General features: G+C 63.3%; 25 protein-coding genes and 1 tRNA gene. 15 read left to right on the top strand and 11 right to left on the bottom strand.

Translation table 11 applies throughout. The features are described 5' to 3' along the window. Positions 1-26 precede the first annotated feature (26 nt). Together RS897_RS10725 and RS897_RS10730 are read right to left on the bottom strand one after the other, a co-directional pair. Positions 27-221, bottom strand: coding sequence for a Trm112 family protein (locus tag RS897_RS10725; RefSeq protein WP_315836537.1), 195 nt, complete (start codon positions 219-221; stop codon positions 27-29). 73 nt (positions 222-294) lie between these two features. Further along, entirely contained in the window at positions 295-828 is a 534-nt protein-coding gene (locus RS897_RS10730) for a TetR/AcrR family transcriptional regulator (RefSeq protein ID WP_315836538.1), read from the bottom strand. A 95-nt stretch (positions 829-923) separates the two neighbouring features. On the opposite strand from RS897_RS10730, the gene RS897_RS10735 reads away from it, so the two are divergent. Then, a complete protein-coding gene (locus tag RS897_RS10735; RefSeq protein WP_315836539.1) occupies positions 924-1274 on the top strand; it encodes a hypothetical protein in 351 nt (116 codons plus the stop codon). Here RS897_RS10735 and RS897_RS10740 read toward each other — a convergent pair whose 3' ends face one another. Beyond that, positions 1275-1949, bottom strand: a complete 675-nt coding sequence (locus tag RS897_RS10740) for an LON peptidase substrate-binding domain-containing protein (RefSeq protein ID WP_315836540.1) — start codon at positions 1947-1949, stop codon at positions 1275-1277. It abuts the gene before it with no gap. Between the two features lie 43 nt (positions 1950-1992). Further along, a complete protein-coding gene (trxA, locus tag RS897_RS10745) occupies positions 1993-2910 on the bottom strand; it encodes a thioredoxin (RefSeq protein ID WP_315836541.1) in 918 nt (305 codons plus the stop codon). 274 nt (positions 2911-3184) lie between these two features. Here trxA and RS897_RS10750 point away from each other — a divergent pair. Further along, positions 3185-3259, top strand: a tRNA-Gly gene (locus RS897_RS10750). A 64-nt stretch (positions 3260-3323) separates the two neighbouring features. After that, on the top strand, positions 3324-3791 hold the full coding sequence (locus RS897_RS10755; protein ID WP_315836542.1) for a beta/gamma crystallin family protein: 468 nt from the start codon (positions 3324-3326) through the stop codon (positions 3789-3791). A 222-nt stretch (positions 3792-4013) separates the two neighbouring features. Here RS897_RS10755 and RS897_RS10760 read toward each other — a convergent pair whose 3' ends face one another. Further along, positions 4014-4574: a TetR/AcrR family transcriptional regulator gene (locus RS897_RS10760; RefSeq protein ID WP_315836543.1), complete on the bottom strand. Its 561-nt coding sequence runs from the start codon at positions 4572-4574 to the stop codon at positions 4014-4016. 114 nt (positions 4575-4688) lie between these two features. Here RS897_RS10760 and RS897_RS10765 point away from each other — a divergent pair, with 114 nt between their 5' ends. The 4 genes from RS897_RS10765 (at position 4689) to RS897_RS10780 (ending at position 7287) form a co-directional block, all read left to right on the top strand. Beyond that, entirely contained in the window at positions 4689-5339 is a 651-nt protein-coding gene (locus RS897_RS10765) for a glutathione S-transferase (protein ID WP_315836544.1), read from the top strand. Positions 5340-5760: 421 nt separating this feature from the next. After that, positions 5761-6414: a DUF433 domain-containing protein gene (locus tag RS897_RS10770; protein ID WP_315836545.1), complete on the top strand. Its 654-nt coding sequence runs from the start codon at positions 5761-5763 to the stop codon at positions 6412-6414. A gap of 20 nt (positions 6415-6434) precedes the next feature. Next, positions 6435-6827, top strand: coding sequence for a hypothetical protein (locus tag RS897_RS10775; protein ID WP_315836546.1), 393 nt, complete (start codon positions 6435-6437; stop codon positions 6825-6827). A gap of 58 nt (positions 6828-6885) precedes the next feature. Further along, positions 6886-7287 carry a hypothetical protein gene (locus tag RS897_RS10780; protein ID WP_315836547.1) on the top strand — a complete coding sequence of 134 codons (402 nt, stop codon included), beginning with the start codon at positions 6886-6888 and terminating at the stop codon, positions 7285-7287. Positions 7288-7387: 100 nt separating this feature from the next. On the opposite strand, the gene RS897_RS10785 is transcribed toward RS897_RS10780, so the two are convergent. Then, a complete protein-coding gene (locus tag RS897_RS10785; RefSeq protein ID WP_315836548.1) occupies positions 7388-8743 on the bottom strand; it encodes an NAD(P)H-dependent oxidoreductase in 1356 nt (451 codons plus the stop codon). A 141-nt stretch (positions 8744-8884) separates the two neighbouring features. Beyond that, positions 8885-9790 carry a LysR substrate-binding domain-containing protein gene (locus tag RS897_RS10790; protein ID WP_315836549.1) on the bottom strand — a complete coding sequence of 302 codons (906 nt, stop codon included), beginning with the start codon at positions 9788-9790 and terminating at the stop codon, positions 8885-8887. A 353-nt stretch (positions 9791-10143) separates the two neighbouring features. On the opposite strand from RS897_RS10790, the gene RS897_RS10795 reads away from it, so the two are divergent. Both RS897_RS10795 and RS897_RS10800 read left to right on the top strand, forming a co-directional pair. Beyond that, positions 10144-11181 carry a TRAP transporter substrate-binding protein gene (locus RS897_RS10795; protein ID WP_315836550.1) on the top strand — a complete coding sequence of 346 codons (1038 nt, stop codon included), beginning with the start codon at positions 10144-10146 and terminating at the stop codon, positions 11179-11181. Further along, complete coding sequence (locus RS897_RS10800) at positions 11178-13070, top strand: TRAP transporter large permease (RefSeq protein WP_315836551.1); 1893 nt, start codon at positions 11178-11180, stop codon at positions 13068-13070. The genes RS897_RS10795 and RS897_RS10800 overlap by 4 nt, the downstream gene beginning before the upstream one ends. Positions 13071-13164: 94 nt before the next feature. On the opposite strand, the gene RS897_RS10805 is transcribed toward RS897_RS10800, so the two are convergent. Beyond that, entirely contained in the window at positions 13165-13863 is a 699-nt protein-coding gene (locus tag RS897_RS10805) for an alpha/beta fold hydrolase (RefSeq protein ID WP_315836552.1), read from the bottom strand. Between the two features lie 173 nt (positions 13864-14036). On the opposite strand from RS897_RS10805, the gene RS897_RS10810 reads away from it, so the two are divergent. Beyond that, the gene (locus tag RS897_RS10810) at positions 14037-14930 is read left to right on the top strand and encodes a LysR family transcriptional regulator (protein WP_315836553.1); all 894 of its coding nucleotides are present in this window, start codon (positions 14037-14039) and stop codon (positions 14928-14930) included. Positions 14931-15075: 145 nt separating this feature from the next. Next, on the top strand, positions 15076-15753 hold the full coding sequence (locus RS897_RS10815; protein WP_315838588.1) for a nitroreductase: 678 nt from the start codon (positions 15076-15078) through the stop codon (positions 15751-15753). A 46-nt stretch (positions 15754-15799) separates the two neighbouring features. Here the strand turns inward: RS897_RS10815 and RS897_RS10820 are convergent, their stop codons facing one another. Genes RS897_RS10820 through RS897_RS10830 form a run of 3 tightly spaced genes read right to left on the bottom strand, consistent with a single transcriptional unit; the run spans position 15800 to position 18656 of the window. Continuing rightward, positions 15800-16588 (bottom strand): substrate-binding periplasmic protein, encoded by a 789-nt coding sequence (locus tag RS897_RS10820; RefSeq protein WP_315836554.1) that lies wholly within the window; start codon positions 16586-16588, stop codon positions 15800-15802. A gap of 7 nt (positions 16589-16595) precedes the next feature. Further along, the gene (locus tag RS897_RS10825) at positions 16596-16892 is read right to left on the bottom strand and encodes a c-type cytochrome (RefSeq protein ID WP_315836555.1); all 297 of its coding nucleotides are present in this window, start codon (positions 16890-16892) and stop codon (positions 16596-16598) included. Between the two features lie 33 nt (positions 16893-16925). Beyond that, the gene (locus RS897_RS10830) at positions 16926-18656 is read right to left on the bottom strand and encodes a pyrroloquinoline quinone-dependent dehydrogenase (RefSeq protein ID WP_315836556.1); all 1731 of its coding nucleotides are present in this window, start codon (positions 18654-18656) and stop codon (positions 16926-16928) included. 456 nt (positions 18657-19112) lie between these two features. Here RS897_RS10830 and RS897_RS10835 point away from each other — a divergent pair, with 456 nt between their 5' ends. The 4 genes from RS897_RS10835 (at position 19113) to RS897_RS10850 (ending at position 23642) form a co-directional block, all read left to right on the top strand. After that, on the top strand, positions 19113-19976 hold the full coding sequence (locus RS897_RS10835; RefSeq protein ID WP_315836557.1) for an IclR family transcriptional regulator: 864 nt from the start codon (positions 19113-19115) through the stop codon (positions 19974-19976). 245 nt (positions 19977-20221) lie between these two features. Beyond that, positions 20222-21601, top strand: a complete 1380-nt coding sequence (locus RS897_RS10840; protein WP_315836558.1) for an MFS transporter — start codon at positions 20222-20224, stop codon at positions 21599-21601. Between the two features lie 180 nt (positions 21602-21781). Further along, the gene (locus tag RS897_RS10845) at positions 21782-22798 is read left to right on the top strand and encodes an amidohydrolase family protein (protein ID WP_315836559.1); all 1017 of its coding nucleotides are present in this window, start codon (positions 21782-21784) and stop codon (positions 22796-22798) included. A gap of 178 nt (positions 22799-22976) precedes the next feature. Then, positions 22977-23642 (top strand): pyridoxamine 5'-phosphate oxidase family protein, encoded by a 666-nt coding sequence (locus RS897_RS10850; RefSeq protein ID WP_315838589.1) that lies wholly within the window; start codon positions 22977-22979, stop codon positions 23640-23642. Positions 23643-23707 lie beyond the last annotated feature (65 nt).

Raw genomic sequence — 23707 nt, forward strand, 5'->3', positions numbered from 1 at the left:
TGTTGATGTGATGTGTCGTCTCACCTCTAATCCAGCTTCCGTGCCTCTTCGGGCAGCATGATCGGAATGCCGTCGCGAATGGGATAGGCGAGGCGGGCGGCGCGCGAGATCAGCTCCTGGCGCTCGGCGTCGAATTCCAGCGGGCCCTTGGTCAGCGGGCACACCAGAATTTCCAGTAGTTTCGGGTCGACGGCGTCGGGGCGCCCGGCTGGGGTGTTCATGCGTTCGCTCCAGAGAAAGGCTGATCTGTTGCCGCGGTCTGTAGCACAGAGCGGCTGTTGATTGGTACAGGGGCTAGGCTTCAGCGATCCGGATCAACTCCGCGATCACCTCGTCCTGCCGCGCGCGCGGCAGCGGTTTGTCTGAGAGCACGTATCCCAGGAACGCCCAATAGAGAATCTGGGCCCGGGCGCGGGCTGTCTCGTTGGACGCGCCGGATTGCCGCAGCAACTGCTCGATATAGGACAGCCGCCGCTGGTCGATCGCCTGCACCGCCTTGCGCGCGGCGGTGTCGTGGGTGGCCCAGCTGCGCACCGCGAGTTCCAGTTCTGTCCTGAAGCTGAATGCGCTGCGCAGCAACTGCGGCAAGGCGTCGCCATGGGGCTGCGCTTCGAGGTTGACGATCACCTGCTCGGTGGCGATGTCGCGCCAGCGTGCCAGGATCGCCGCATGGAAGGCGTCGACGTCGGTGAAATGCCAGTAAAAGCTGCCGCGCGAAACGCCGAGCTGCTTGGCCAGCGGATCCGCCTTCAGCGCGGTGAAGCCACTTTTGGCCAGTGTTTTCAGGCCCTGATCGAGCCAGTCGGTCGCGGAGAGTTGGTCAGCCATGATCGGTTCCCGTGCCCCTCACCGTACACAACTGTATTGACAGGTGGCAATGTCAGCGCCATGCTCCATACAGCAGTGTATGGAAGGAGAGCGCCATGCGGGATATCTTATTGCAATGCGCCGGTGTCGTGGCCGTGGTGGTCGCGCTGATTCATGGCGTGCTGGGCGAAACCAAGGTGTTCGCGCGCGCCACCATCGAGCCCGCGTGGACGCGCACGCTGCTGCGGCTGGTCTGGCAGGCCGGCACCGTCGCCTGGATCGGTGGCGGCGTGCTGCTGTTCGCCGCACCCCTGATGGCGTCGGAGCCGGCGCGGCACTGGATCATCGCAACGATGTCCCTGGTGTTCGCGTTCGCCGCGATCGCCAACGCCATTGCCACCCGTTTCAGGCATTTCGGCTGGATGGCGATGACCGCGGTAACGGCGCTCGCCGTCGCCGGATATTAATTACTGCAGCGGCGGATCGCCTGACGTCTTCTTCTTCGCCAGATCCATCTCGGTCACCGCGATCAGGATTTCGGCGCGCGACTTCAGGTCGAGGGCTTCCAGCAGCGCCTGCTTTTCCGCGGCCCCATACGGCGACATCATCGCCAGCGCATTGACCAGCGCCTCGTTCGGCGCGTTGTCGATGCCGTCCCAGTCCACCTTCAGATTGTTGGCTTTGAGGAAATCGCGCAGCACCGCCAGCAGCGCCTCGCGGTCGACCTTGTCCTCGCCCTTGCGCGGGGTGAAATCGTCGATGAAGTCCTCGTAGCGAACGCGGCATTGCCGGTAGGGCGTCGTTGCCGCGATCTCTTCCATCAGCTTGAAGCGCGCCACGCCGGTGAGCTCGAGAATGTAGCGGCCGTCGCCGGATTCGGCGAGCTGGGTGATGCGCCCGATGCAGCCGACCTGAAACAGCACCGGCTTGTCGGCATTGTGCGAGTGGGTCGAATCCGGCTGGATCATGCCGATCAGCCGGTGTCCCGCACGCAACGCGTCGTCGATCATCGCGAGATAACGCGGCTCGAAGATGTTCAGCGGCAATTGTCCGCGCGGCAGCAATAGCGCGCCGGACAACGGAAACACCGCAATGGTGTTCGGAAGATCCTGCGGCCCGCGATATTCGGCATTGATCGGCATGAATTGGCCCTCGGCCTCTATCGCGGCGGTGTGCGGAGCGGTTTTAAGAAAACAGGATCGACGACAGCCGCCGGCGTCCTTCCGCGGTGGCCTCGTCGGTCGGCCCCCACGCTTCGAAGAACTGCACCAGCTGCTTGCGCGCGCCGTCGTCGTTCCACTTGCGATCGCGTTTGACGATGGCGAGCAGATGTTCGGTGGCGGCGGCACGATCGCCGGCGGCGTTCAGTGCGGTGGCCAGATCGAATCGCGCCTGGTGATCGAGCGGATCGGCGGCGATCTTCTGCTCGAGCTCCGCCACCGGTCCGACCGACTTGGCCTGCTCGGCCAGGTCGAGGATCGCCTGCACCGCCTTGACCGCGGGATCGTTGCGTTTGGATTCCGGCACCATCGCCAGGGTCTGGGTCGCCTGCTCCACCGCACCGGTCTCGGCGTAGCAGCGGGCGAGCCCGGCCAGCGCCGCGATATTTTCCGCATCCTCGCCCAGCACCTGGGCATAGATCTGCGCCGCGGACGACGGATCGCCCTCGTTCAGCAAGGTCTCGGCTTCCTTCAGCGCTTCGGCGATGCCGTCGCCACCCGGCGCGCCCTTGGACAGCTTGTCGATGAAGGCCGTGACCTGGCCTTCGGGCACGGCGCCCATGAATCCGTCAGCCGGCTGGCCGTTGACGAAGGCGATCACCGCGGGGATCGACTGGATGCCCATCTGGCCCGGGATCTGCGGATGCTCGTCGATGTTCATCTTGACCAGCTTGACCTTGCCCTTGGCGGCCTTGACGGCCTTTTCCAGGATCGGGGTCAGCTGTTTGCAGGGGCCGCACCATGGCGCCCAGAAGTCGATCAGCACCGGCTGGCGCTTCGATTCCTCGATGACGTCCTTCATGAACGTCTGGGTCGTCGTGTCCTTGATGAGATTGGCGGCTGCCGGCGCTGTGTCGCCGCTGTTTTGATCGATAATGCTCACGTGGTTCCTCGCCAGACGCCTTGAATGTCAGGATTGGGCCAATCCTAGCACGGCCCGGACCATAAATGGCGGCAACGGGTGGTATTTTCAATCCGGGCAACTGAGGGGAATCGCCGCGGAAAGCCCCCGATTCACCGGGCATCTCGGCCCGATCACGGCAAATCCCGCTGCCGGATCAATAGTTGCGCCAACGGTCGTCTGGCTGTTGCATTCTCGGGCGGCATTTGGCATAGGTCTGCCCGGCAGCGCCCTCCGGGGCGCCAATTTCTGCGATGCGGGTGTAGCTCAGGGGTAGAGCACGACCTTGCCAAGGTCGGGGTCGAGGGTTCGAATCCCTTCGCCCGCTCCAGAATTTCTTCTGTCCGGCCCGGAGACATAGGTAACAGACCGTACCTAGGACACGGGACATCAGAGTGTTACGAAAAGGCCGCCGCGAGGCGGCTTTTCGCTTTTCGGCGTGGTGTCCACCTGGGCTGGCATTCCTGAACGGCTCAAATGTGTTGCGTCTGAAGATTAGGAGAATGGTCATGTCGAGTGATTGCGTCACCATCTACACTGATCGCAACTTCAAGGGTGGAAGCGTTCAACTCGGGCCGGGAGACTACAACGTCAACTTTGCCGAGGTTGGCAACGACACCGTGAGTTCGATTCGCATCCCGCCGGGCTGGTCCGTGTCCGTATGGGAACACGTTGATTTCAACGGCGCCTCGGCGACATTCGCTTCCGACTCGCCCGACCTCGGCACCTTCGACAACAAGATTTCGTCGATCACGGTTCGCGGGGGAGCACCGAAGCGGCTCGGCGTTCTTTCCAGCAGTCTCCTCGAGGATAGCACGCTTCTCGGCGATCTTACCGGTTTCGGGACTGGTGTCTTGAAGTAAATAACCGCAATCGCCGCGGCTGATGCGTGAGTGTTCACGCGGCCTCCTGATGTTTACAATGACATAAGGGCTTCCGCCTCTTGCCAAGGTCGGGGTCGAGGGTTCGAATCCCTTCGCCCGCTCCAGAATTTCATATCTTCAGGACATGCGAGCGATAAAGACGGTCCTTCGGGGCCGTTTTTGCTGTGGGCGTTGTCCAGCGCCACCTGGAAGATGGCCTGTCTACGCCGGCAGCAGGCCCGCCGCGCGATAGCTCTCGATCAGCGAGTCGTACAGCGAGATGTCCGCGCGGCTCCGCGCCATCAGCTGCGCGCCGGCGACTGCGGCGAAGATCGCGCGCGCCCGCGATTCGCTCTCTCCGACACCGACCACAGCCGCAGCGGCGAGCACCTTGCTCAGCCATGCCACGTTGACGTCGGCAAAGGCCTGGACCTCCGTCTTCACCGGATCGGGCAGGTCGTCATATTCGGCAGCCATGAAGCTGCAGAGGCAGACGCGATTATCGTTTTCCAGCGCCTTGCGAAACGTATCGGGATAATGGCGCAGGCAGTGCAGTGGATCCGATCCGGCCAGCCATGTCTTCAGGCCGGCCGCGGTGTCCTCCCAATAGCGCCGCGCGACCGCGGCGCCGAGATCGGCCTTGCTCGGGAAATGGTGATAGATACTCGCCGCCTTGATGCCCACGTCGTCGGCGAGATCGCGGAAATTCAGCCCGCCATAGCCGTGTGCCTGTGCGGTTCGTTTGGCGGCCGCCAGGATGGCCTCCCGAGAGCTTGAACTCATGTCTCGCTGCCTCAATTGCTTCTGAGCTCCCTACCATGTGGCAGATAGGCGTTGACTGCACAAGCTCGGGGCCGCTATATGGGTCCTACCAAGTGACAGGTAGAGAGAAAAGCGATGAAGATTCACGATTGGCCCACAGGCCCCTATCCGGCGCGTGTGCGTATCGCGCTAGCCGAGAAGAACATGCGGGCGCGCGTCCAGTTTGTGACGGTCGATCTTTGGAAAGGTGAGCACAAGACGCCTGAATTCCTCGCCAAGAACTACTCGGGGACCCTGCCGGTGCTCGAACTCGACGACGGCACCTTCATCGCCGAATGCACGGCCATTACCGAATACCTCGACGCGTTGGATGGCGAACCCACCCTCACCGGAAGGATAGCCCGCGACAAGGGCGTGATCCACATGATGAGCAAGCGCGCGGAGCTGGAGCTGCTCGATCCCATCAGCGTTTATTTTCATCACGCCACGCCAGGGCTCGGACCTGATGTCGAGATCTACCAGAACGCCGAGTGGGGATTTCGTCAGCGCGACAAGGCCCTGAGGGGCATGCACTACTTCGATGGCATTCTGAAACGGCAGCCATTCGTTGCCGGTGACGTTTTCTCGATGGCCGACATCACGGTTATCGGCGGTTTGATCTTTGCGGGGCTCGTGAAGCTGCCGGTGCCCGCGGCGTGCGAGGCACTGCAAGCTTGGTACGCACAGATGCAGCAGCGTCCCAGTGTCAAGAACCGGGTGACGATGTCGAAGCCGATCGGGGCGTGAGTTTGAATCCGCGTTTTGAATCGATGTTTCCGCGCCCGCGGTTCACCTCGCCCCGCTTGCGGGGAGAGGTCGCCGCGCTATTGCGCGGCGGGTGAGGGGGCGTCGCCATGAGCTCAGCGGATTGAAAGCGCCCCTCATCCCGACCTTCTCCCCGCAGGCGGGGAGAAGGAGTGTGCTGCCGTTGCCGCAGCGATTCACCTCAAGCTGACGACGGATGGCGTTGACCGAACCGTATCTCGTACCGCTTGAGAGCCGGCGGATCGAAACCGCCGGGCAGCATTCTGCTTCGGTCGTGCGCTCAAGCCGCCGCGTTCGGCTGCCGAAACGCCGCATCCATCTCCCGGGCGCATCCGCGCCGCATTGAACTTCAGGCGACGGCGATATATATTCCGATCCATCGGAAGAATTTATGGAGGCTGTCATGAGCTCTGCTGCGGACATGCTGAAGCCCTCCGAGGCTGCGGTGGTCGCGCGCGTCGCGCTCCGGGATGTTAATCGGGTCATCGACGAGCACATCCTGCCCGAGTGGTCTATCTCGCTCGATGATGGCCGGCGCGTCGCAGCGACCGCCTGCATTCTCATCGGCTTCTACTTCGATAGCGCCAAGCGCCTCACCTCGGAGAAGCGTCTGTTGGCGATTCGGGAGGTTGGATCGCGCCTCTATAAGTTCCGCGCCCGCGATTTGGCCTCGCTGATCGAAGAGGATTGGATCGTTCGCGATGAGTTCCTCACGATCGACTTGGCGTCCTTCGTCCGGCGGACCAAGGAGCGTATGGAGCGCTTGGCGGCCGCCCGCGAGATCGTTGTCTCCGATCCGGACGTGCTCGGGGGAGCCCCGATTGTTCGCGGCACGCGCGTTCCCGTCCACGACATCGCCGCCTCCGTAGTATCTGGCCTCCCGATGAAGCGCATCCTCGCGGCCTATCCTTCCCTCGATGCGAACAAGGTTGAGCTTGCAGGGATCTACGCCGAAGCAAATCCCGCACGGGGCCGCCCGAAGGCGAGCGATGAGCTTCCCAAAGGTGCGATCGTCGTCGCCAAACGACAGGTCCCCCGCCGCGAGAAGGCGGGATGAAGTTCTTGATCGATGAGTGCTTGAGCCCCGAACTGACCAAGCTCGCGCACGCCAAAGGATATGGACAGTCGTCCCACGTCGTCTGGCTCGGTCGGGCTGGCCTGAAGGATTGGGAACTGAAGCCCATCATCCTGGACGGGGATTGGACCTTCGTGACCAAGAACTCCGTGGATTTCCGCGGCCCGCCGGAACGGCCCGGCGCGAAGGGCCAGTATGCGGACGTTGCTTTGCACGCCGGCCTCGTTTGCCTGAACGGGCCGCCGGGCATGGATCTCGACATGCAGATCGAACTGTTCGAGCAGGCGCTGGATGAGGTGGCTACCGATCCCGATCTCGTGAACCAGGTGTTGGAGATCTCTTGGGACGAGAAGGAGCTATATATCGTTCGTTATCGGCTTCCAGATATCGATTAGGCTGCGGGACATTCACGGGCGGCCAATGTAGTCGATAAAGCAAGGAGCTCGATAGTTCATGATTCGGCGCGGGTTGATCTCGCTGGCGGTTATGGCGGCGATTGTCTGGGCGCTGGTTGTGATGTTGCGGATCGTCGAAGCCGGACACAGCAAGATCGCGCCGTCTCTGTCTGTGCATGCCGATTCCGGTAATCCTGGATTGCGGGCCGATTTTGTGGAAAAGCTGCAAGAACAGCTGAATACGACAATGGTCAGGGCCGAGGTCCACGTGGAAGGCCCCAATGGGACGGTGCTGTGCGTTACGCGACTCGCGATTTCCCGACGCGAGCTTGAATCGCTGTTTCATCCGTATTGGGACGATCTTCCCCGGCAAGGCTTTGAGACCGTGCGTTTCTGCACGTCTGGGAAACGGGCATGCACCGAGAGCTACATCAAGCAAGACGACGAGAATCTGCGGTAGGTTCATCTTGCGAAGCGGTCGCATGCGCGCCGTTGAATTGTGAGGCCATGGTAGAGAGCGGCGCGACATGACATCGCGCCGCCGGATGACTTACCTTCGCTTACAAAGCCGCATTCGGTTGGCGGAACGCGGCTTCCATTTCCCGGCGCACCCGCACCGCGAAATTGTCCGGATCGTAGTCCACATCAGCCCACCGCAGCCGCTGTCCCTCGGCGATGTCGTTCTTGAGCTTGACCTGGTGGGCGAGGCCGAGCGGCAGATAACCCTGCCGCAGCGAGGCATCGGCGGGGGTCTGTTTGCCCCAGACACAGAAGCCGCCTTCGCCGTCGAGCATCTCGCCGGCCTTCAGCTTGCGCTTGGCGGTCGCCACCACATCCGAATTGAAGGTGATGGGTGCGCCGGTGGCCTCCTTGCGCAGGGCCGCGGAGGCGACGGAGATGCCGAGTTCGAGCCCGATCATGTGGATCGGACGATACAGCGAGGCGTATTTGCCGCTCTTGTCCTGCAGCATGCTGTATTCGCGGAAACACTCTTCGGAATAGGCGCTGTCGGTTTCGAACACCACATAGGTGCCCATCACCAGGCTGTTGGGCACATCGGTGCCGTCGCGATAGACCGATGACGTCACCTCGGTGACGCCGGCGCTTTCCAGCACGCCGCCGGCCGATTTCGGCTTGCAGATCTCCGCATGCTCGAAGCGTGTCGCCGGTGGAAACGACAGGCCCTCGCTCTGCGCCCGCAAGCCGGTGGCATTGCAGACCGCCGTCATCTCGATGCCCGACTTGGTGCCATCGACAAAGGAGTTGAACATCTTCGGATTGATCGAATTCCGGTCCTTGATTTTCATGTATTTGTCGAGGATGTCCCAGACCGAATCCGGGGTCGACTGGTGATAGGTCGGGTGATAACGCGTGCCCTTGCCGGCCGCGACCACCTTGAAGCCGGCAGCGCGGGCCCAGTCGACATGCTCGGCGATCAGCGCCGGCTGGTCGCCCCAGGCCAGCGAATAGACCACGCCCGCCTGCTTCGCTTTCCGCGCCAGGATCGGCCCGGCCACCGCATCGGCCTCGACATTGACCATGATGATGTGCTTGCCGTTCTCGATCGCCTTCATGGCGAAACGGATGCCGGCGCCGGGATCGCCGGTCGCCTCGATGATCACTTCAATCGCCGGATGAGTGATCAGAGCGTCGGCATTCTCGGTGACCACCGTGCTGCCGTGCTTCAGCGCATCGTCGATGGATGTGGCTGCATATTGCTCGTTCGGCCAGCAGCCGAGCTTGAGCTGCGCACGCGCCCGCGCGCTGTTGAGATCGGCGATGCCGACCAGGTGCATGCCGTCGGTCTGGCGGACCTGCGACAGGAACATCAGGCCGAATTTTCCGGCCCCGATCAGGCCAACGGTGATCGGTTTGCTGGCCGCCTTGCGCTCCAGCAGCATGCGATGAAGATTCATGAGACCGTCCTTGAGTGTCCTCGGGTGACGGCGGGTTGTCGCGGCTGTGAAGCGTGATGCGTCCCGCCTGTTCGCCTGAAAACGTTAGGCAGCGGACTCCCTCGGGGCAATTCAGATATTCGGCGCGACGATGTAGCAGCGCTAAAGAGTCAACGCATTGCTTTGCTCTCGCCAGAGATCGCGCTCGCCGCGCAGCCAGTCGAGAAAAGTGCGGGTCTTGCGGTGGCGCAGGTGGCCATGCGGGCAGACGATCCACTGCGTCGTCAGCGTCACCGCGGGTGGAGTCTTCACCGGGCAGATCAGCCGGCCATCGCGCAGCTCGCGCCAGGCCAAAAGTTCACTCTCCAGCCCGATGCCCACACCGTCGACCGCCGCGTCGATCGCCATGTGGCTGCGGTCGAACAGCACGCGACGCCAGCGTGTGGTCGACGCAACACCGGCCTCCACGAACCAGCGCGGCCACTGCACCTGGGATTTCACCGAATGGATCAGCCGTTGTTCCAGCACGGCGTCCGCCGACAGGCTGCCGGGCGCGTGCAACGACGGCGCACACAGCGGAAAGAAGCGCTCGTGGCCCAGGCTTTCGACAAACAGGCCGGGCCAGCCGCCTTCGCCATGGCGGATCTCGATGTCGACATTCTCCTTGTCGAAATCGGTCGGCTCATTGGTGCCGTCCAGCCGCAGTTCGATATCCGGATGGGCGTCGACAAAGCCGACGATGCGCGGTAGCAGCCACTTGCTGGACACGCTCGGCGCGGCGCGCACGGTCAGCGTGGTGGCGGAGCGGACGCCGCGCACATGCTGCGTCACGTCGGCGATGTGCTCGATCTCGCGGCCGATCATCTGGAAATAGCGCTCGCCGGCCTCGGTCAGCGTGATGTTGCGGCCGACGCGCGAGGTCAGCGCCGTGCCGAGATGCAGCTCCAGCGCCTGGATCTGCTGGCTGACGGCCGAGGGCGTCACCCGCAGCTCTTCCGCGGCCCGCGACAGGCTGCCCGCGCGCGCCACCGCATGAAAGACGATGATGGCGCGGAAGGGAATCTGCATCGTGAACCTTTTAGGTCAGCTAAAGAGACGACGAATATAATTCAATTGTCGCGCGTGACCAGCAATCTAGGCTTCTCTCCCGAAGGCAGGCCCGCGACAGATGGGCGCCACGAGGAAACGGACGGCGCAAAAGCAGCCGGTCCGCCTGGGATGGAGGGAGACGCTTCTCGAAAAGCCCTTTTGCCCGACGTTGCGATTCCGGCCGATGCGGCCGGGCGCGATGCAGGTGCACGTGTCAAATGATAAAAAAAGCGTTTTCCAGCGAAGTGGGTACCGGTTCGCGTGAAAAAAACGCGTCAAAAAAGAATCTGGCGCCGCAGTGCGCCGAACAAACATTTTGGGGAGGACACTCGATGCCGGACAACACCACGTCCAAGCTGCAGCGCGGCCTGTCTCGCCGCGCGATCCTGGCTGCGGCGGCGGCATTGCCGCTGGTCGCCATCCGGACACGGCCCGCGCATGCAGCGGAGTTCGAATACAAGCTGGCCACGGGCCAATCGCTGACCCAGCCGATCAATACCCGTCTCGAACAGGCCACCAAGCGGATCAAGGAGGCGAGCGGCGGCAGGCTGGAGGTCAAGTTCTTTCCGGCCTCGCAGCTCGGCTCCGACACGGATCTTTTGACCCAGATCCGCAGCGGCGGCGTCGATTTCCTCAACATCGCCGGCTCGGTGCTGTCGACGGTCTCGCCGGTCGCCGGCATTGCCAATGTCGGTTTCGCGTTTGCCGACTACACGCAGGTCTGGAGCGCGATGGATGGCGATCTCGGCAAGCTGATCGCGACCCAGATCGAGAAGACCGGCGCACTGGTGGTGGCCAAGCCCGCCGACAACACGTTCCGGCAGATCTCGTCGTTCTCCAAGCCGCTGAAGACACCGGCCGATCTCGCCGGGTATCGCATCCGCGTTCCGGTCTCGCCGATCTTCACCTCGCTGTTCAAGTCGCTCGGCGCCAATCCGACCTCGATCAACTTCAACGAGCTTTACACCGCGCTGCAGACACATCTGGTCGACGGCCAGGAGAACGGCCTGGTTACCATCGAGTCCGGCAAGATCTACGAGGTGCAGAAATACATCGCGGAAACCAACCACATCTGGGATCCGTTCTTCATTCTCGGCAATCGCCGCTCGATGAAGGCGTTGCCCGACGAACTGCAGGCACTGGTGCGGCGCGAGTTCGACCAGGCCGCTGTGGAGCAGCGCGCGGATGTGGGCAAGCTCAATCTGACCCTGAAGGACCAGTTGATCGCCAAGGGCATCACCTTCGTGCAGCCCGACAAGGACGCCTTCCGCAAGGGGCTGACCACGGCCGGTTTCTACAAGGAGTGGCGAACCAAGTTCGGCGAGGACAACTGGAAGACGCTGGAATCCGCCGTTGGGGCGCTGGCATGAGCGCCGTCGTCGACCATCGGCTGGCGGTCGCGCTTGGCGAGGAGCGCGGCACGCGAGCCAGCAGCTATGGACTCCGGCTGGAGCAATGGCTGCGCCGGCTGGTGGAAATCCCGGCCGCCGCGGTGGTCATCGCCGAGGTGGTCATCCTGTTTGTCGGCATCGTCGCGCGCGGCGTCTTCCATAAGCCGATCATCTGGTCGGATGAACTGGCCTCCATCCTGTTCCTCTGGCTCGCCATGCTGGGCAGTGCGATCGCCGTGCAGCGCTCAGCCCACATGCGGCTGACCTTCTTCATCTCCAATCTCTCGCCGCGTGGGGAGGCCTGGGCGTCGACGCTCGCTTCCGGCGGCGTGGCGTTGTTCCTTGCCATCATCCTGCATCCGGCGCTGGAATACGTCGACGATCAGGCTTTCGTGGAAACGCCGGCGCTTGGCTGGTCCGGCACCATTCGCGCGGCAGCGATTCCCGTCGGCTGTCTCATCGCGCTCGCTAGCACCTGCCTCGGCCTTGTCAGGCATTCGATCCGGGATCTGTTGTCGGTGGCGTTGCTGTTTGCGCTGGTCGGTGGCGCGCTGTATCTCGTCGGTCCCTCGCTCAAGGCACTCGGCAACTGGAATCTGCTGATCTTCTTTGTCGGCCTGCTCGGCTGCGCGGTGATGGCCGGTGTGCCCATCGCCTTTTCCTTTTGCCTTGCCACCGTCGCCTTCCTGCTGATCACCACGCGGACGCCGCTTTTGGTCGTGGTCGGCCGGATCGACGAGGGCATGAGCTCGCTGATCCTGCTGGCGGTGCCGCTGTTCGTGCTGCTGGGGCAGCTTGTCGAGAAGACCGGGATGGCGCGGGTGATGGTGGCGTTCCTCGCGTCCATCCTCGGCCATGTCCGCGGCGGCCTGTCCTATGTGATGCTCGGCGCCATGCTGCTGGTCTCAGGCATTTCCGGCTCCAAGACCGCGGACATGGCGGCGATTGCGCCGGTGCTGTTTCCGGAAATGCGCAAGCGCGGCATGAAGGACGGCGAACTGGTGTCGCTGCTCGCCGCCTCCGGCGCCATGAGTGAAACCATTCCGCCGTCGATCGTGCTGATCGCGATCGCGTCGGTCACCGGCGTCTCGATCGCGGCGCTGTTCACCGCCGGCATCCTGCCCGGCGTGGTGCTCGCCATCGTGCTGGCGTTTGTCGCGCGTTACCGGGCCGGCCGGGAGGAGGACGCCGCGGTCAAGGTCGCGCGCGCGCCGCTGTCCATGGTGGCGAAAACGTTCTGGATTGCATTGCCGGCGCTGGCGCTGCCGTTCCTGATCCGCAGCGCGGTGGTGGAAGGCCTTGCCACCGCCACCGAAGTCTCCACCATCGGCATCGCTTATTGCCTGGTGATTGGCCTCCTGATCTATCGCGGCGGCCTCGCCTGGAAGAGCGTGATGCCGATGCTGGTGCAGACCGCGTCGCTGTCCGGCGCCATCCTGTTCATTGTCGGCGCTGCCAGCGCCATGGCCTGGGCGCTGGCGCAGTCCGGCTTCTCCCACGAGCTGGCCGCGCGCATGGCTGGCGTACCCGGCGGCGCCTACGGCTTCCTGTTGGTGTCGGTGCTGGCCTTCATCGTGCTCGGCAGCGTGCTGGAAGGCATTCCGGCCATCGTGCTGTTCGGCCCGCTGCTGTTTCCGATCGCGCACCAGTTCGGCATCCACGAAGTGCACTATGCCATGGTTGTGATCCTGGCGATGGGCCTGGGCCTGTTCGCGCCGCCATTCGGCCTCTGTTATTACGCCGCCTGCATCATCGGCAACGTGCCGCCCGATGCCGGCATGCGCCGGATCTGGATCTATCTCGCCTGGCTGTTTGTCGGCCTGCTGCTGATCACCTTCGTGCCGTGGATATCGGTGGGCTTTTTGTGATGGACTGGGGCCAAAAGCGGTCGTCGGACACCAGCCACACGACCAAGAAAGAGAGACCGCCGTTGCCAACGATCTCTCTTATGGCATGGTCCGATTAGCCCTTTTGAACGGCGGCCGCGGCCTTGCGGATCACCTCGATCACGAGGTCGGGCTGGGAGAGCATCGGCACGTGACTGCTCGCCACCTCGGTGACGGTCGCTCCCATGCGTTTCGAGACCCAGCGCTGCAGATCAGGATGCACTGTACGGTCCTGCGTGGCCAGAATGTACCAGCTCGGCTTCGATCTCCACGCGATATCGTCGGCGCTGAGCTTCTGTTGACGGAATAGATCGTAGACGGGCGCATAATGGGTGGCCCACACGAGTTTCTGCTCTGTCTCGGAAAGGTCTCCAGCGAAGAACTCGGTGCCGTTCGGAAGCATCCAGGCGCGGCCATCTGCGACCTCGACGCGGGAGAAAATATCCGACGGATACTTGTCAAGCTGGTCCTGCACGGTCTCGCCGGCGTCCGGGGCGACCGCTGCAATGTAAACGAGGCCGACCACGCGCTCATTGGTGCCCGAGGCTGTGATGGTCGCGCCACCATAAGAATGACCGACGAGAAGGACCGGGCTGCCGACACGATTGAGCGTGCGCTTCACCGTCGCCAGGTCCTCTTCGAAGGAGTCCAGGCCATATTGAACCGCGATGACCTCGTGCCCGTCCGCCTGCAATGCAGGAATCACCTTGCTGAAGCATGAGCCATCGGCCCAGATGCCATGGCAGAAGACGATGGTTGGTTTTTGCGCAGGCATATGTCGTTCCCTTTTTGCACGAGTTGGACGGCGAATTCTGACCCTGGATATCTGCTGGCCGCTCTGGGGGTCGGGGCAGTGACCGCGGGCCTCATTGCGCGGGCTAGACTATTCGTTCATAGATGGCCGAATAGATGGAAATCGTTCGGTTCTTTCGCGATCAGATGTCCTGAATGGCAACGATTTTGGAAAAGACCGCCGGCCTGCTTGCCTTTGTGCGGACGGTTGATGCGGGGTCTTTTGCCGGCGCCGCAAAGTTGATCGGCGCCAGTCCTTCAGCGGTATCGAAAAGCGTCGCGCGCCTGGAACAACGTCTCGGTGTCCGCCTTTTGCAGCGGTCAACCCGCACACTCAGTCCGACGTCCGAAGGTGCCGCGTACTACGAGCGCGTGGCCCCCCATCTGCGCGCCATCGAGGAAGCCGAAGACATCGTGCAGATTCCGGGCAACGTGCGTGGCGTGCTTCGGGTTTGCGTGCCGACGACATTTGGACGCCCCCTGATCTCTGCATGGTCCGGCTCGTTTCTGGAACGCTACCCGGACATCAAGCTCGACCTCAGCGTCACAGACCGCCGTGTTGATCTGATTCGCGAAGGTTTCGACCTCGCGGTGAGAATCGGAGACTTGGAAGATACGAATCTGGTCGGCCGCTCGTTGGGCGTCTTGCAATATGTCCTGGGCGCATCGCCAGACTATCTCCAGCGCCGGGGAATCCCCCGGACGATCGATGATCTCAAGCAGCATGCTTGTCTCGGCCATTTGCTGGCCGGCCGGCCGCAACCATTCACGTTTGCCGACGGCACGCGGATCTTGCCCGCGGGCCCCTTCGACAGCGACGATGCTCAATCGTTGATCGAGGCCGTCCTGAAGGGTGTCGGTATCACGCAATTCATGCGGCTGGCGATCGAGGGTGACCTTGCAACCGGACGATTAAATGTCGTGCTGCCGGAGATACCGATGTTCACCACACCGATCTACGTCCTTCACGCATTCGAGCGGCAACTTCCGCTCCGGGCGCGTCTGTTCATCGATTTTCTTGTCGAGGCGCTGGGCGTTGATTCGAATTGAATGGGGGTCCGTTGCGCCTCCGATCGCGAGAGCCGGGCATACGAGCCATCCAGCTCTCCCGTCTTGCGCGAAGGCCGATGAATCGCAAATATCCCGGCATCAGCCATCACCCGCCTTACGTCTCACCTCAGGGAATTTCAGACCGATGCTATTTGATGACGTGATCCTCGGCCGCCGCAGCATCCGTGGATACAAACCGGATCCAGTCCCCAGAGCGCTGATTGAGGAAATCATCGGCCTGGCGATCCGCGCTCCGTCGTCGATGAACACCCAGCCCTGGAATTTCTACGTCATCACCGGCGAGCCGCTCAATAAAATCCGCGCCGGAAATACCGAGCGCATGGTGGCAGGCGTGCCGCAGTCGCGCGAGTTCCGCACGGGTCAGGCTTTTGCGGGCCAGCACCGCGACAGGCAGGTTGGCGTCGCCAAACAATTGTTCTCGGCCATGGGGATCGCACGTGACGACAAGGACATGCGACAGGACTGGGTGCTGCGTGGCTTCCGTCAGTTCGACGCGCCTGTCTGCATCATTGTGACGTATGATCGCGTGCTGGACGGCAGCGACGATACGCCCTTCGATTGCGGTGCCGTGGCGACCGCGCTGGTCAATGCCGCATGGTCTCGCGGACTTGGAGCCGTGATCAACAGCCAGGGCATCATGCAATCACCGGTGGTGCGTGAACATGCCGGAATAGCCGATGATCAAGTCATCATGAAAAGCATCGCACTGGGGTGGCCGGATGAAACCTTCCCGGCAAATGCGGTGGTGTCCGAACGAAAGTCAGTCGAAGAAGCCACGGTGTTTGTGGGGTTCGACGGTTAGCCAAGCGCCCGGCCGCTATCGCAGCAGCTGCCGCTGATGCGTTCTCTTACGGCGGCCGATGCTCCACGCCATAACGGGCATAGATCTCGCGGATGGTGCCGGCGGCCAGCAATTTGTCGACCGCCGCATCGATCCTCTCGCGCAGCGCAGCATCCGAGCTGCGCATACCGACAGCGACAGTCCACGCAAGTCGTGGCTCCTGCTCATAGGCATGGACCAGCCGGACTTTGCGGTCGGGGTGGGTCATGTTGAAGTAGCCGATGCTGACAGCCGATACCGCGGCGCCGTCGAGCTCGCCCGCCGACACCGCCTCCACCATCTCGTCCTCGAAGCCGCGCGGCGTGGTCGCGAGGCCGCGCTGCGACAGGATCATCTGCGCCAGCGAGCCGACCTGCACGCCGATGCGCTTGTCCTTGCCGAGATCGCCGAAGCCTTTGATCGCATCCGTGCCTGCCGGCAGCGCCAGCGCCACGCCGCTGCGATGATAGGGCTTCGACACCTTCACCGGGCTGTCGGCCTGGATCTCCTTGTCGACGATGGCATCCAGCACGATGTCGCAGTTCACGCTGGAGCGCTGGAACAGCACCGTCACCCACGCCACCTCGAGCCCGACCCCGAGCTCGCGGGCGAGTTCGCGCGCGATCTCGATCTGGATGCCGGGCGGCTTGTCGGCGCGGCTCGCGAACGGCAACGCGTTGGCATGCGCGCAGACGCTCAGCGCGCCGCGTGCCTTGATGGCGTCGAGCGTGCGGCCGAACGCTGCCGCCGGTATCAGCGCCAACAGCAGCACCATGGCTGTGAGCCGGCGAATGCGGGCGGTGAGCGCGAGGGTCATGGGACGATCACGATCCGTCCTTCAGGCCGCGGATATAGGCCACGATGGCGTGGATCTGCGCATCGTTGAAGGTCTGGCCGAAGGCGGGCATGCCCCGTGGATTGCCTTTCCGGATCTGGGTGATGATCTCCTCATCGGTTTTCTCGGTGCCCATCAGTTTGGGCCCGCGTCCCTGGGTGCGCCCGCCGTTCTGATGGCACCAGCCGCACGAGGTGGCGAACAGCTGCTTGACATTGATGTCCGCGGGCGCGGCATCATCTGCGTGACCCGGCGTGGCCGCGCACGCCAGCGCGTACGCGACCACTCCCGCTTTCCACCGATCCTTCACGATCAAGGCTTACCGCGCGTCCGGCAGTGCAAACACGACCAGCGAACCCGCGTCCTTGGGCATGTTGACGTAGTTGCCGCCGAACAAGGCGACGAACTCGTCACCCACCAGCGAGCCCCAGCCGGTCATCACGGCGACATACTGCTTGCCGCCGGCCGCGTAGCTGATGATCCCGCCGACATGGCCGATGCCGTTGTTGTGCGACCACAGTTCCTCGCCGCTCTTGGCATTGTAGGCATGCAGCAGGCCGCGCGAGTCCGGCACGAACAGCAGGTCGCCGCCGGTCGTGAGCAGGCTCGCCAGCGGCGGTTCGGGGAATTTGATCTCCCACTTCTTTTCGCCGGTGATCGGATCTCGTGCATCGACATGGCCGTGGGCCTTGTCGCCCTCCGGATCGCGCAGGGTGAAGTTGGCGCCGATGTTGAGTTGCGCCATCGGCTCCAGGATCGGCGTGGTCTTGACGACCTCGAGATCCATGCACCACTCCTGGCCCACCTTGTAGTAAAGGCCCGTGCGCGGGCTGTAGGCGCCGGTGTTCCAGCTGATGCCGCCGGCGATCGCCGGGCAGAGGTTCTTGTGCGATCCCTCCGCCATGTCGCGCCGGCCCTTCAACTCGCCGGTTTTCGGGTCGATGTCCGTCACGAAGTTGATGTTCTTCACCAGGCGCCAGACATTGGCGACCTTGGCGTCGTTGCGGTCGTAGACGAACACGAAGCCGCCCTTGTTGGGATGCACCGCGAGGTCGCGCCCGTCGCGCTCCAGCAGCAGGAATTCGCCCACCGCGCTGTCGAAGTCCCAGGCGTCATGCGGGATTTCCTGATGGTAGAATTTCAATTTGCCGCTGTCGGGATCGAGCCCGATGACGGAGGTGGTGTAGAGATTGTCGCCGGGCCGCGGGCCCTTGGTCTTCCAGTCCGCGCCGGACCAGTCGTACAGCGGCGCCGGGTTGCCGGTGCCCCACCACACCGTGTTGGTCTTGGCGTCATAGGTGCCGGGCATCCAGCCGCCACCGCCACCGGTGCGCCAGGACTCGCCGCCCCAGCTTGCTTTCGATTCCTCGGTGCCGGCCACGGTGAAGAACTCCCACTTCTTCTCGCCGGTCCTGGCGTCGAGGCCGTAGATCGGCCCGCGCCACGGCCATTCGCCGCCCTGCGCGCCGATGATCACCTTGTCCTTCACAAACAGCGGCGCGCCGGTGAAGCCGACCGTCAGCTTCTTGGAATCGATCAGTTTGGTTTCCCACGCCACCTTGCCGCTTTTCATGTCGAGCGCGATCACGCGCCCGTCGACGGTGCCGACATAGAGCTTGTCCATGCCGAGCGCGATGCCGCGGTTATAAGGCGAGTGCGTCTGCGCTGCGACCAGGTCTTCGTCGAGCTTGGGAATGTAGGACCACTTCACCTCGCCGGTGGCGCCGTCGAGCGCGAACACCCGGCTGTACGATCCGGAATAATACAGCGTGCCGTCGGCCACCAGCGGCATGGACTGCAAGCCGCGCGTCGCGCGTCCCGGCTGATGCATCCAGGCCACCTTGAGCTGGCGCACATTGCCGGCGTTGATCTGGTCGAGCGGGCTGAAGTGATAGGAACGATAGGTGCCGTGATAGGTCAGCCAGTCGTTCGGGTTGGGATCGGCCGCGGCGAGCCGCGACGGATCGACAGCGAGCGCTGGGGATGTGAGTGCTGTGGCAAGAGCAACAGTGCAGGCAAATAGAGACACACGTCTGGAAACCAGCGTCATCGGCTACCTCCCTATGTTCGTTTTTTGCAGTCGTTATTTTTCTTGTTGGTGTCCAGGTATCTTATCCGCGCGTCACGCCCATGACGACAACAAAGCTTTGTTTCAAAATGTCGGGACAGCATGCGCTGCAGCGCAACGTGGACACAGCGCCAAGTGGATTGCGCGTCGCATCTCGGGATGATGCAAGCTTTTGCATCGATTGCGATTCCACCGGTTGTTGCAGCTGCGACATTGAGCTGCAATCCGGAGCGGCCGGGGCCGTGCATGCGTGGTTCCGCGTTCGAGACGCCATGCACCGGACGTCACGACATCTCTTCGCTGACGGGGCCCAACGCAGGCGAACGCTCGGCATGAACGTCGCCCCACGAGGTTGTTGACATCTCGGTTGCCGCCAAATACCCCTTCATCAATAGTGCGAAAATAATTTCGCAATCCGAAAAAACGGAGGGGACTACGTTGGCTCAGCCGCGCGTTTCGAATGCGAGATCCGCCCGCCGCCGCGCCGGCGATGCGGAGGCCGCGCCGGCCGACAACCTGCGCAGCACCGTGCAGTCGCTGGCCAAGGGATTCCGGATTCTCGAAGCCTTCAACGCCGACAATGACGAGATGACGCTGAGTGAGCTGGCGCTGGCGGCCGGGCTCGATCCGGGTACGACCTTCCGCATGCTCAACACCTTGGTCGATCTCGGCTATGTCGCGAAGGTGCCGAACACCAGGTGTTTCACCTTGACTTTGAAGGTGCTGGACCTCGGCTTTCACGCCATCGGGCACAAGGATCTGCGCGCGGTGGTGCGCCCCGCGCTGCGCACCCTGGTCAACGATGTCTATGAGGCCGCGAGCTTCGCGGTGCTGAACGGCGCCGAGGCGCTCTATATCGAGCGCGTGCGCGCCGGCATCGCGCGGCTCGGGGTGGACATCCGTGTCGGCACCACCGTGCCGGCGCACCAGAGCATCATCGGCCACAGCATCCTCGCCTTCCTGCCGCCGGATCACATCGCAAAACTGCGGCAGACGCCGCCGCGCGAAACCATTTCCGCGCTGCACCGGATCGGCTGGGACGATATCGGTCCTTCACTGGCCGAAATCCGGCGCGACGGTTATGCGCTGCGCGATTCCACGTTGAGCGAAGGGCTGCGCATCCTGGCGGTGCCGGTGCGTGATCCCGATGGCGTCGCCATCGGTGCGATCAGCATCGCTGCACCGGCGGCGCGGATCTCCGCCGAAGATTTTCGCTCCCGTGCGCTGAAGCCGGCACGCGCCGCCGCACGCGACATCGCTCGCGCCCTCGAGGCCGGCGGCAGCGTCGGTTTCAGTCCTTAAAGCAGGATGAGGGACGACAACGGGATGAGGATATCTGCGATGTGAAATCGGCGTGGCAAACGGCAATTTGCCACACCGACACGCACTGCGGTGTGAACCACGGCACGGATGGGTGAGATTGGAACTGCACCCTCATCCGAGCCTAGCAAATTTTGACGCCCGCCGCCTAGCGGCGGGAGCGCCTTTGCTCGCGCTGCGCCGGGCGAAAGGCCGATCAACCATCGCAGCGGGTGAGGAGAAGCTTCATGCTGACAAAGACGGACTCGCAGTCCGCCCCAGTGAGCGCGCAGGACATCAGCGCGCGGCTGGAGCGGTTGCCGATCACGCGAAAACTGATGCTGACCCGCATCATCATCGGCGCGGCCACGTTCTTCGATGCCTACACGGTGCTGGCCATCGCCTTCGCCATGCCGGTGCTGGTGCGCGAATGGCAGCTGACGCCGGCGCAGGTCGGCATGATCCTGTCGTTCGGGTATCTCGGGCAACTGGTGGGCGCGGTGTTTTTCGGCTGGCTGGCCGAGCGGATCGGCCGGCTGCGGGTGCTGCTGCTGACCATCGTGCTGTTTGTCGCCATGGATGTCGCCTGCCTGTTCGCCTGGAGCGCGTGGTCGATGATCGCCTTCCGTTTCCTGCAGGGCATCGGCACCGGCGGCGAGGTGCCGGTGGCCAGTGCCTATCTCAACGAATTCATCGGCGCCAAACGCCGCGGCCGCTTCTTCCTGCTTTATGAAGTGATCTTCCCGGTTGGCCTGATGTTCGCAGGCCTCGTCGGTTACTTTTTTGTGCCGGTCTATGGCTGGAAAGCGATGTTCATCGTCGGTCTCGTTCCCGCCGTGCTGGCCATCCCGCTGCGCTGGTTCATCTCGGAATCGCCGCGCTGGCTGGCGTCCAAGGGCCGCCTGCAGGAAGCCGACGCCATCGTCTCCGCGCTCGAGCGCGCGGCAATTGCCGAGGGCAAGGATTTGCCGCCGCCGCAGCCGGTCGCGGCGACCGCCGCGTCGAAGCGTGACACCGACTGGCGCGAGCTGTTCCAGGGACTCTATGGCAAACGCACTTTCACCATCTGGGCGATGTGGTTCTGCACCTACATGGTGATCAACGGCCTGATCACCTGGCTGCCGACGCTCTACCGGGAGGTCTTCAAGCTGCCGCTGCAGACCAGCCTCGCTTATGGCTTCACCACCTCGGCCTGCGGCGTGGTCGCCTCCATCGCCTGCGCACTGTTGATCGACCGGGTCGGCCGCAAACGCTGGTATGCCTGCGCCTTCCTGCTCGGCACCGTTCCGTTGGGCGTGCTCGCGATGCTCGGCGCCGATACCGCGACCCATGTGCTGGTGCTGGCGACCTTGGCCTATGCCATCATCCAGACCATCGCGTTCTCGCTCTATCTCTATTCGGCGGAGCTCTATCCCACCCGGCTGCGCGCGCTGGGCACCGGATGCGGCAGCGCGTGGCTGCGGCTGGGCTCCTCGGCGGGTCCGCTCGTGGTCGGTTCGATCGTGGCCGGTTACGGCATCCATTATGTGTTCGCGATTTTCGCAGGCGTGCTCGTCGTCGGCGCGCTGGTGACCTCACTGTTTGCCATCGAGACCAAGGGCCGCGTGCTGGAGCAGCTCTCGCCGTGACGTAGGCCTCTCTCTTGTCGTTGCCGGGCTTGTCCCGGCAACCCCGCTTGGGGACGCAGTGCGCTCCTAAGCGGGATCACCGGGACAAGCCCGGTGATGACAGCAGTGGGTGGGATGCCTTCATGACAACGAAGAACGACCCCATCGAATTTACTTTTCCATCCTCCTCGGAGACCTCCCGTGACCACTCGCATCGATGCCTGGACGCACATTTTTCCGCAGGCTTATTTCGCCCGGCTGCAGACGCTCGCCACCGCGGCCGGACCGCTCAAGCGCTGGATGGAGCTGAAGCCGCTCTACGATCTGGATCAGCGTTTCCGGCTGATGGATGGCTTTGACGGCTACAGCCAGATCCTCACTCCCTCGATGCCGCCGATCGAAGATCTCGCGGAGGGGGAGGGCGCCACAGATCTCATGCGCCTGATGAACGATGGGCTGGCCGATCTCGTCGGCCGCTATCCGCAACGGTTTCCCGCCTTTGCCGGCGCGCTGTCGCTGCTCGATCCGGATGCTGCGATCACTGAAGTGGAGCGCGCCGCCGGTCTCGGCGCCATTGGCTTCCAGATCTGCACCCATGTGCGCGGTCGCGCGCTGGACGAGCCGCGCTTCCAGCCGGTGTTCGACGCCATTGCGGCGCGCAACCTCGCCATCTGGCTGCATCCGGTGCGTGGTCCCGTGCCGGACTATCCCACCGAGACCCGCTCGCGCCATGAAATCTGGTGGTGCTTCGGCTGGCCCTATGACAGCAGCGTCGCGATGGCGCGGCTGGCGCTGTCAGGCCTGTTCGACCGGCATCCGCACCTGAAGATCATTACCCATCACATGGGCGCGATGATCCCGTTTTTCGCCGGACGGATCGAGCAGGGCTGGGGGCTGGAAATGGGCTCGCGCACACCGCCGGCAGATGCGCATCTGCTGCCCGGGCCGCTGAAGCGCAACCCGCAGGATTATTTCCGCATGTTCTATGCCGACACCGCCTTGTCAGGCTCCGCGTCGGCCACCCGCTGCGGCCTCGATTATTTCGGCGCGGATCATGTGCTGTTCGCAAGCGACTTTCCGTTCGATGCGGAAGGCGGCAGCTATCTGGTGCGCGAAACCATCCGCGCCCTGGACGAGCTCGCCTTGCCGGCCACGGTGCGGCAGCAGATCGACCATGGGAATGTGACGGCGCTGATGCGCAAGGCGGGTGGGACATAGCGGTCTGGAGGATTGGTCGCCATTTTGCTCCCGGAATTGGTTCTTTTTTGAACCATTGCCAGGGTGCACATTGCGGGCTCCCCCACCAAAAGGATGCAAGGACCCGCGCGCCGTGACCGACACTTTGACCGAGGATACCCCGAGCTTTCCCGTCACCGAGCGTAACCGGGTCAAGCGGATGCACGAGCGCGGCCGCTACGATCGCGCCGCCGTGTTCGCGGTGCTGGATGCCGGCCTGCTGTGCCACGTGGCCTATACGCTCGACGGCCAACCCTATTGCACGCCGACCATTCACTGGCGCGAGGACGATAGGCTGTACTGGCATGGATCGTCCGCCAGCCGCATGCTGCGGCAGCTGAAGGCGGGAACGCCGGCCTGCCTCACCGTGTCCCATCTCGACGGCCTGGTGCTGGCCCGCTGCGGCTTCAATCACTCGGCGAACTATCGATCAGTGATGTGTTTCGGCACCGCGCGGATCATCGACGATCCTGAGGAGAAGGCCCATGCACTGCTCGGTGTGGTGAACCGCTTCTATCCGGGCCGCAGCGATGACCTGCGCACCACCTCGGCGCAGGAGAGCAAGGCCACCACCGTGATCGGCATGCGAATCGAAGACGCCTCCGCCAAGGTCCGCGCCAAGGGCGTCGCGGACGACGAGGAAGACTATGATCATCCGGTGTGGGCGGGCGTCATTTCCGTGCGCACGGTGATCGGCGCCGACCAGCCCTGCCCGCGCCTGCTCCCCGGCATCGCGCGCCCGGACGGCCTCTCGGCCTATCGCGAAGGCGAGCGGCTGGACGAGGCGCTGCTCCAGACGCAGCGGCTTTATGAGAACGAGTCGTAAACCCGCGGACGCTGGACGTCCCGGACCTGTTTGCGCGACCACGTCTCAACACTCTCTGTGTCATC

Source organism: Bradyrhizobium prioriisuperbiae (assembly GCF_032397745.1).
Lineage (GTDB): Bacteria > Pseudomonadota > Alphaproteobacteria > Rhizobiales > Xanthobacteraceae > Bradyrhizobium_A > Bradyrhizobium_A prioriisuperbiae.

Excerpts from the sequence above, each read along its gene's own strand:
- RS897_RS10830 (WP_315836556.1), bottom strand. The coding sequence starts at position 18,656 with ATGACGCTGGTTTCCAGACGTGTGTCTCTATTTGCCTGCACTGTTGCT.
- RS897_RS10815 (WP_315838588.1), top strand. The coding sequence starts at position 15,076 with ATGCTATTTGATGACGTGATCCTCGGCCGCCGCAGCATCCGTGGATAC.
- RS897_RS10840 (WP_315836558.1), top strand. The coding sequence starts at position 20,222 with ATGCTGACAAAGACGGACTCGCAGTCCGCCCCAGTGAGCGCGCAGGAC.
- RS897_RS10735 (WP_315836539.1), top strand. The coding sequence starts at position 924 with ATGCGGGATATCTTATTGCAATGCGCCGGTGTCGTGGCCGTGGTGGTC.
- RS897_RS10800 (WP_315836551.1), top strand. The coding sequence starts at position 11,178 with ATGAGCGCCGTCGTCGACCATCGGCTGGCGGTCGCGCTTGGCGAGGAG.
- RS897_RS10730 (WP_315836538.1), bottom strand. The coding sequence starts at position 828 with ATGGCTGACCAACTCTCCGCGACCGACTGGCTCGATCAGGGCCTGAAA.
- RS897_RS10765 (WP_315836544.1), top strand. The coding sequence starts at position 4,689 with ATGAAGATTCACGATTGGCCCACAGGCCCCTATCCGGCGCGTGTGCGT.
- RS897_RS10820 (WP_315836554.1), bottom strand. The coding sequence starts at position 16,588 with ATGACCCTCGCGCTCACCGCCCGCATTCGCCGGCTCACAGCCATGGTG.
- RS897_RS10740 (WP_315836540.1), bottom strand. The coding sequence starts at position 1,949 with ATGCCGATCAATGCCGAATATCGCGGGCCGCAGGATCTTCCGAACACC.
- RS897_RS10850 (WP_315838589.1), top strand. The coding sequence starts at position 22,977 with ATGCACGAGCGCGGCCGCTACGATCGCGCCGCCGTGTTCGCGGTGCTG.
- RS897_RS10785 (WP_315836548.1), bottom strand. The coding sequence starts at position 8,743 with ATGAATCTTCATCGCATGCTGCTGGAGCGCAAGGCGGCCAGCAAACCG.
- RS897_RS10805 (WP_315836552.1), bottom strand. The coding sequence starts at position 13,863 with ATGCCTGCGCAAAAACCAACCATCGTCTTCTGCCATGGCATCTGGGCC.
- RS897_RS10770 (WP_315836545.1), top strand. The coding sequence starts at position 5,761 with ATGAGCTCTGCTGCGGACATGCTGAAGCCCTCCGAGGCTGCGGTGGTC.
- RS897_RS10760 (WP_315836543.1), bottom strand. The coding sequence starts at position 4,574 with ATGAGTTCAAGCTCTCGGGAGGCCATCCTGGCGGCCGCCAAACGAACC.
- RS897_RS10810 (WP_315836553.1), top strand. The coding sequence starts at position 14,037 with ATGGCAACGATTTTGGAAAAGACCGCCGGCCTGCTTGCCTTTGTGCGG.
- RS897_RS10725 (WP_315836537.1), bottom strand. The coding sequence starts at position 221 with ATGAACACCCCAGCCGGGCGCCCCGACGCCGTCGACCCGAAACTACTG.
- RS897_RS10795 (WP_315836550.1), top strand. The coding sequence starts at position 10,144 with ATGCCGGACAACACCACGTCCAAGCTGCAGCGCGGCCTGTCTCGCCGC.
- RS897_RS10780 (WP_315836547.1), top strand. The coding sequence starts at position 6,886 with ATGATTCGGCGCGGGTTGATCTCGCTGGCGGTTATGGCGGCGATTGTC.
- RS897_RS10790 (WP_315836549.1), bottom strand. The coding sequence starts at position 9,790 with ATGCAGATTCCCTTCCGCGCCATCATCGTCTTTCATGCGGTGGCGCGC.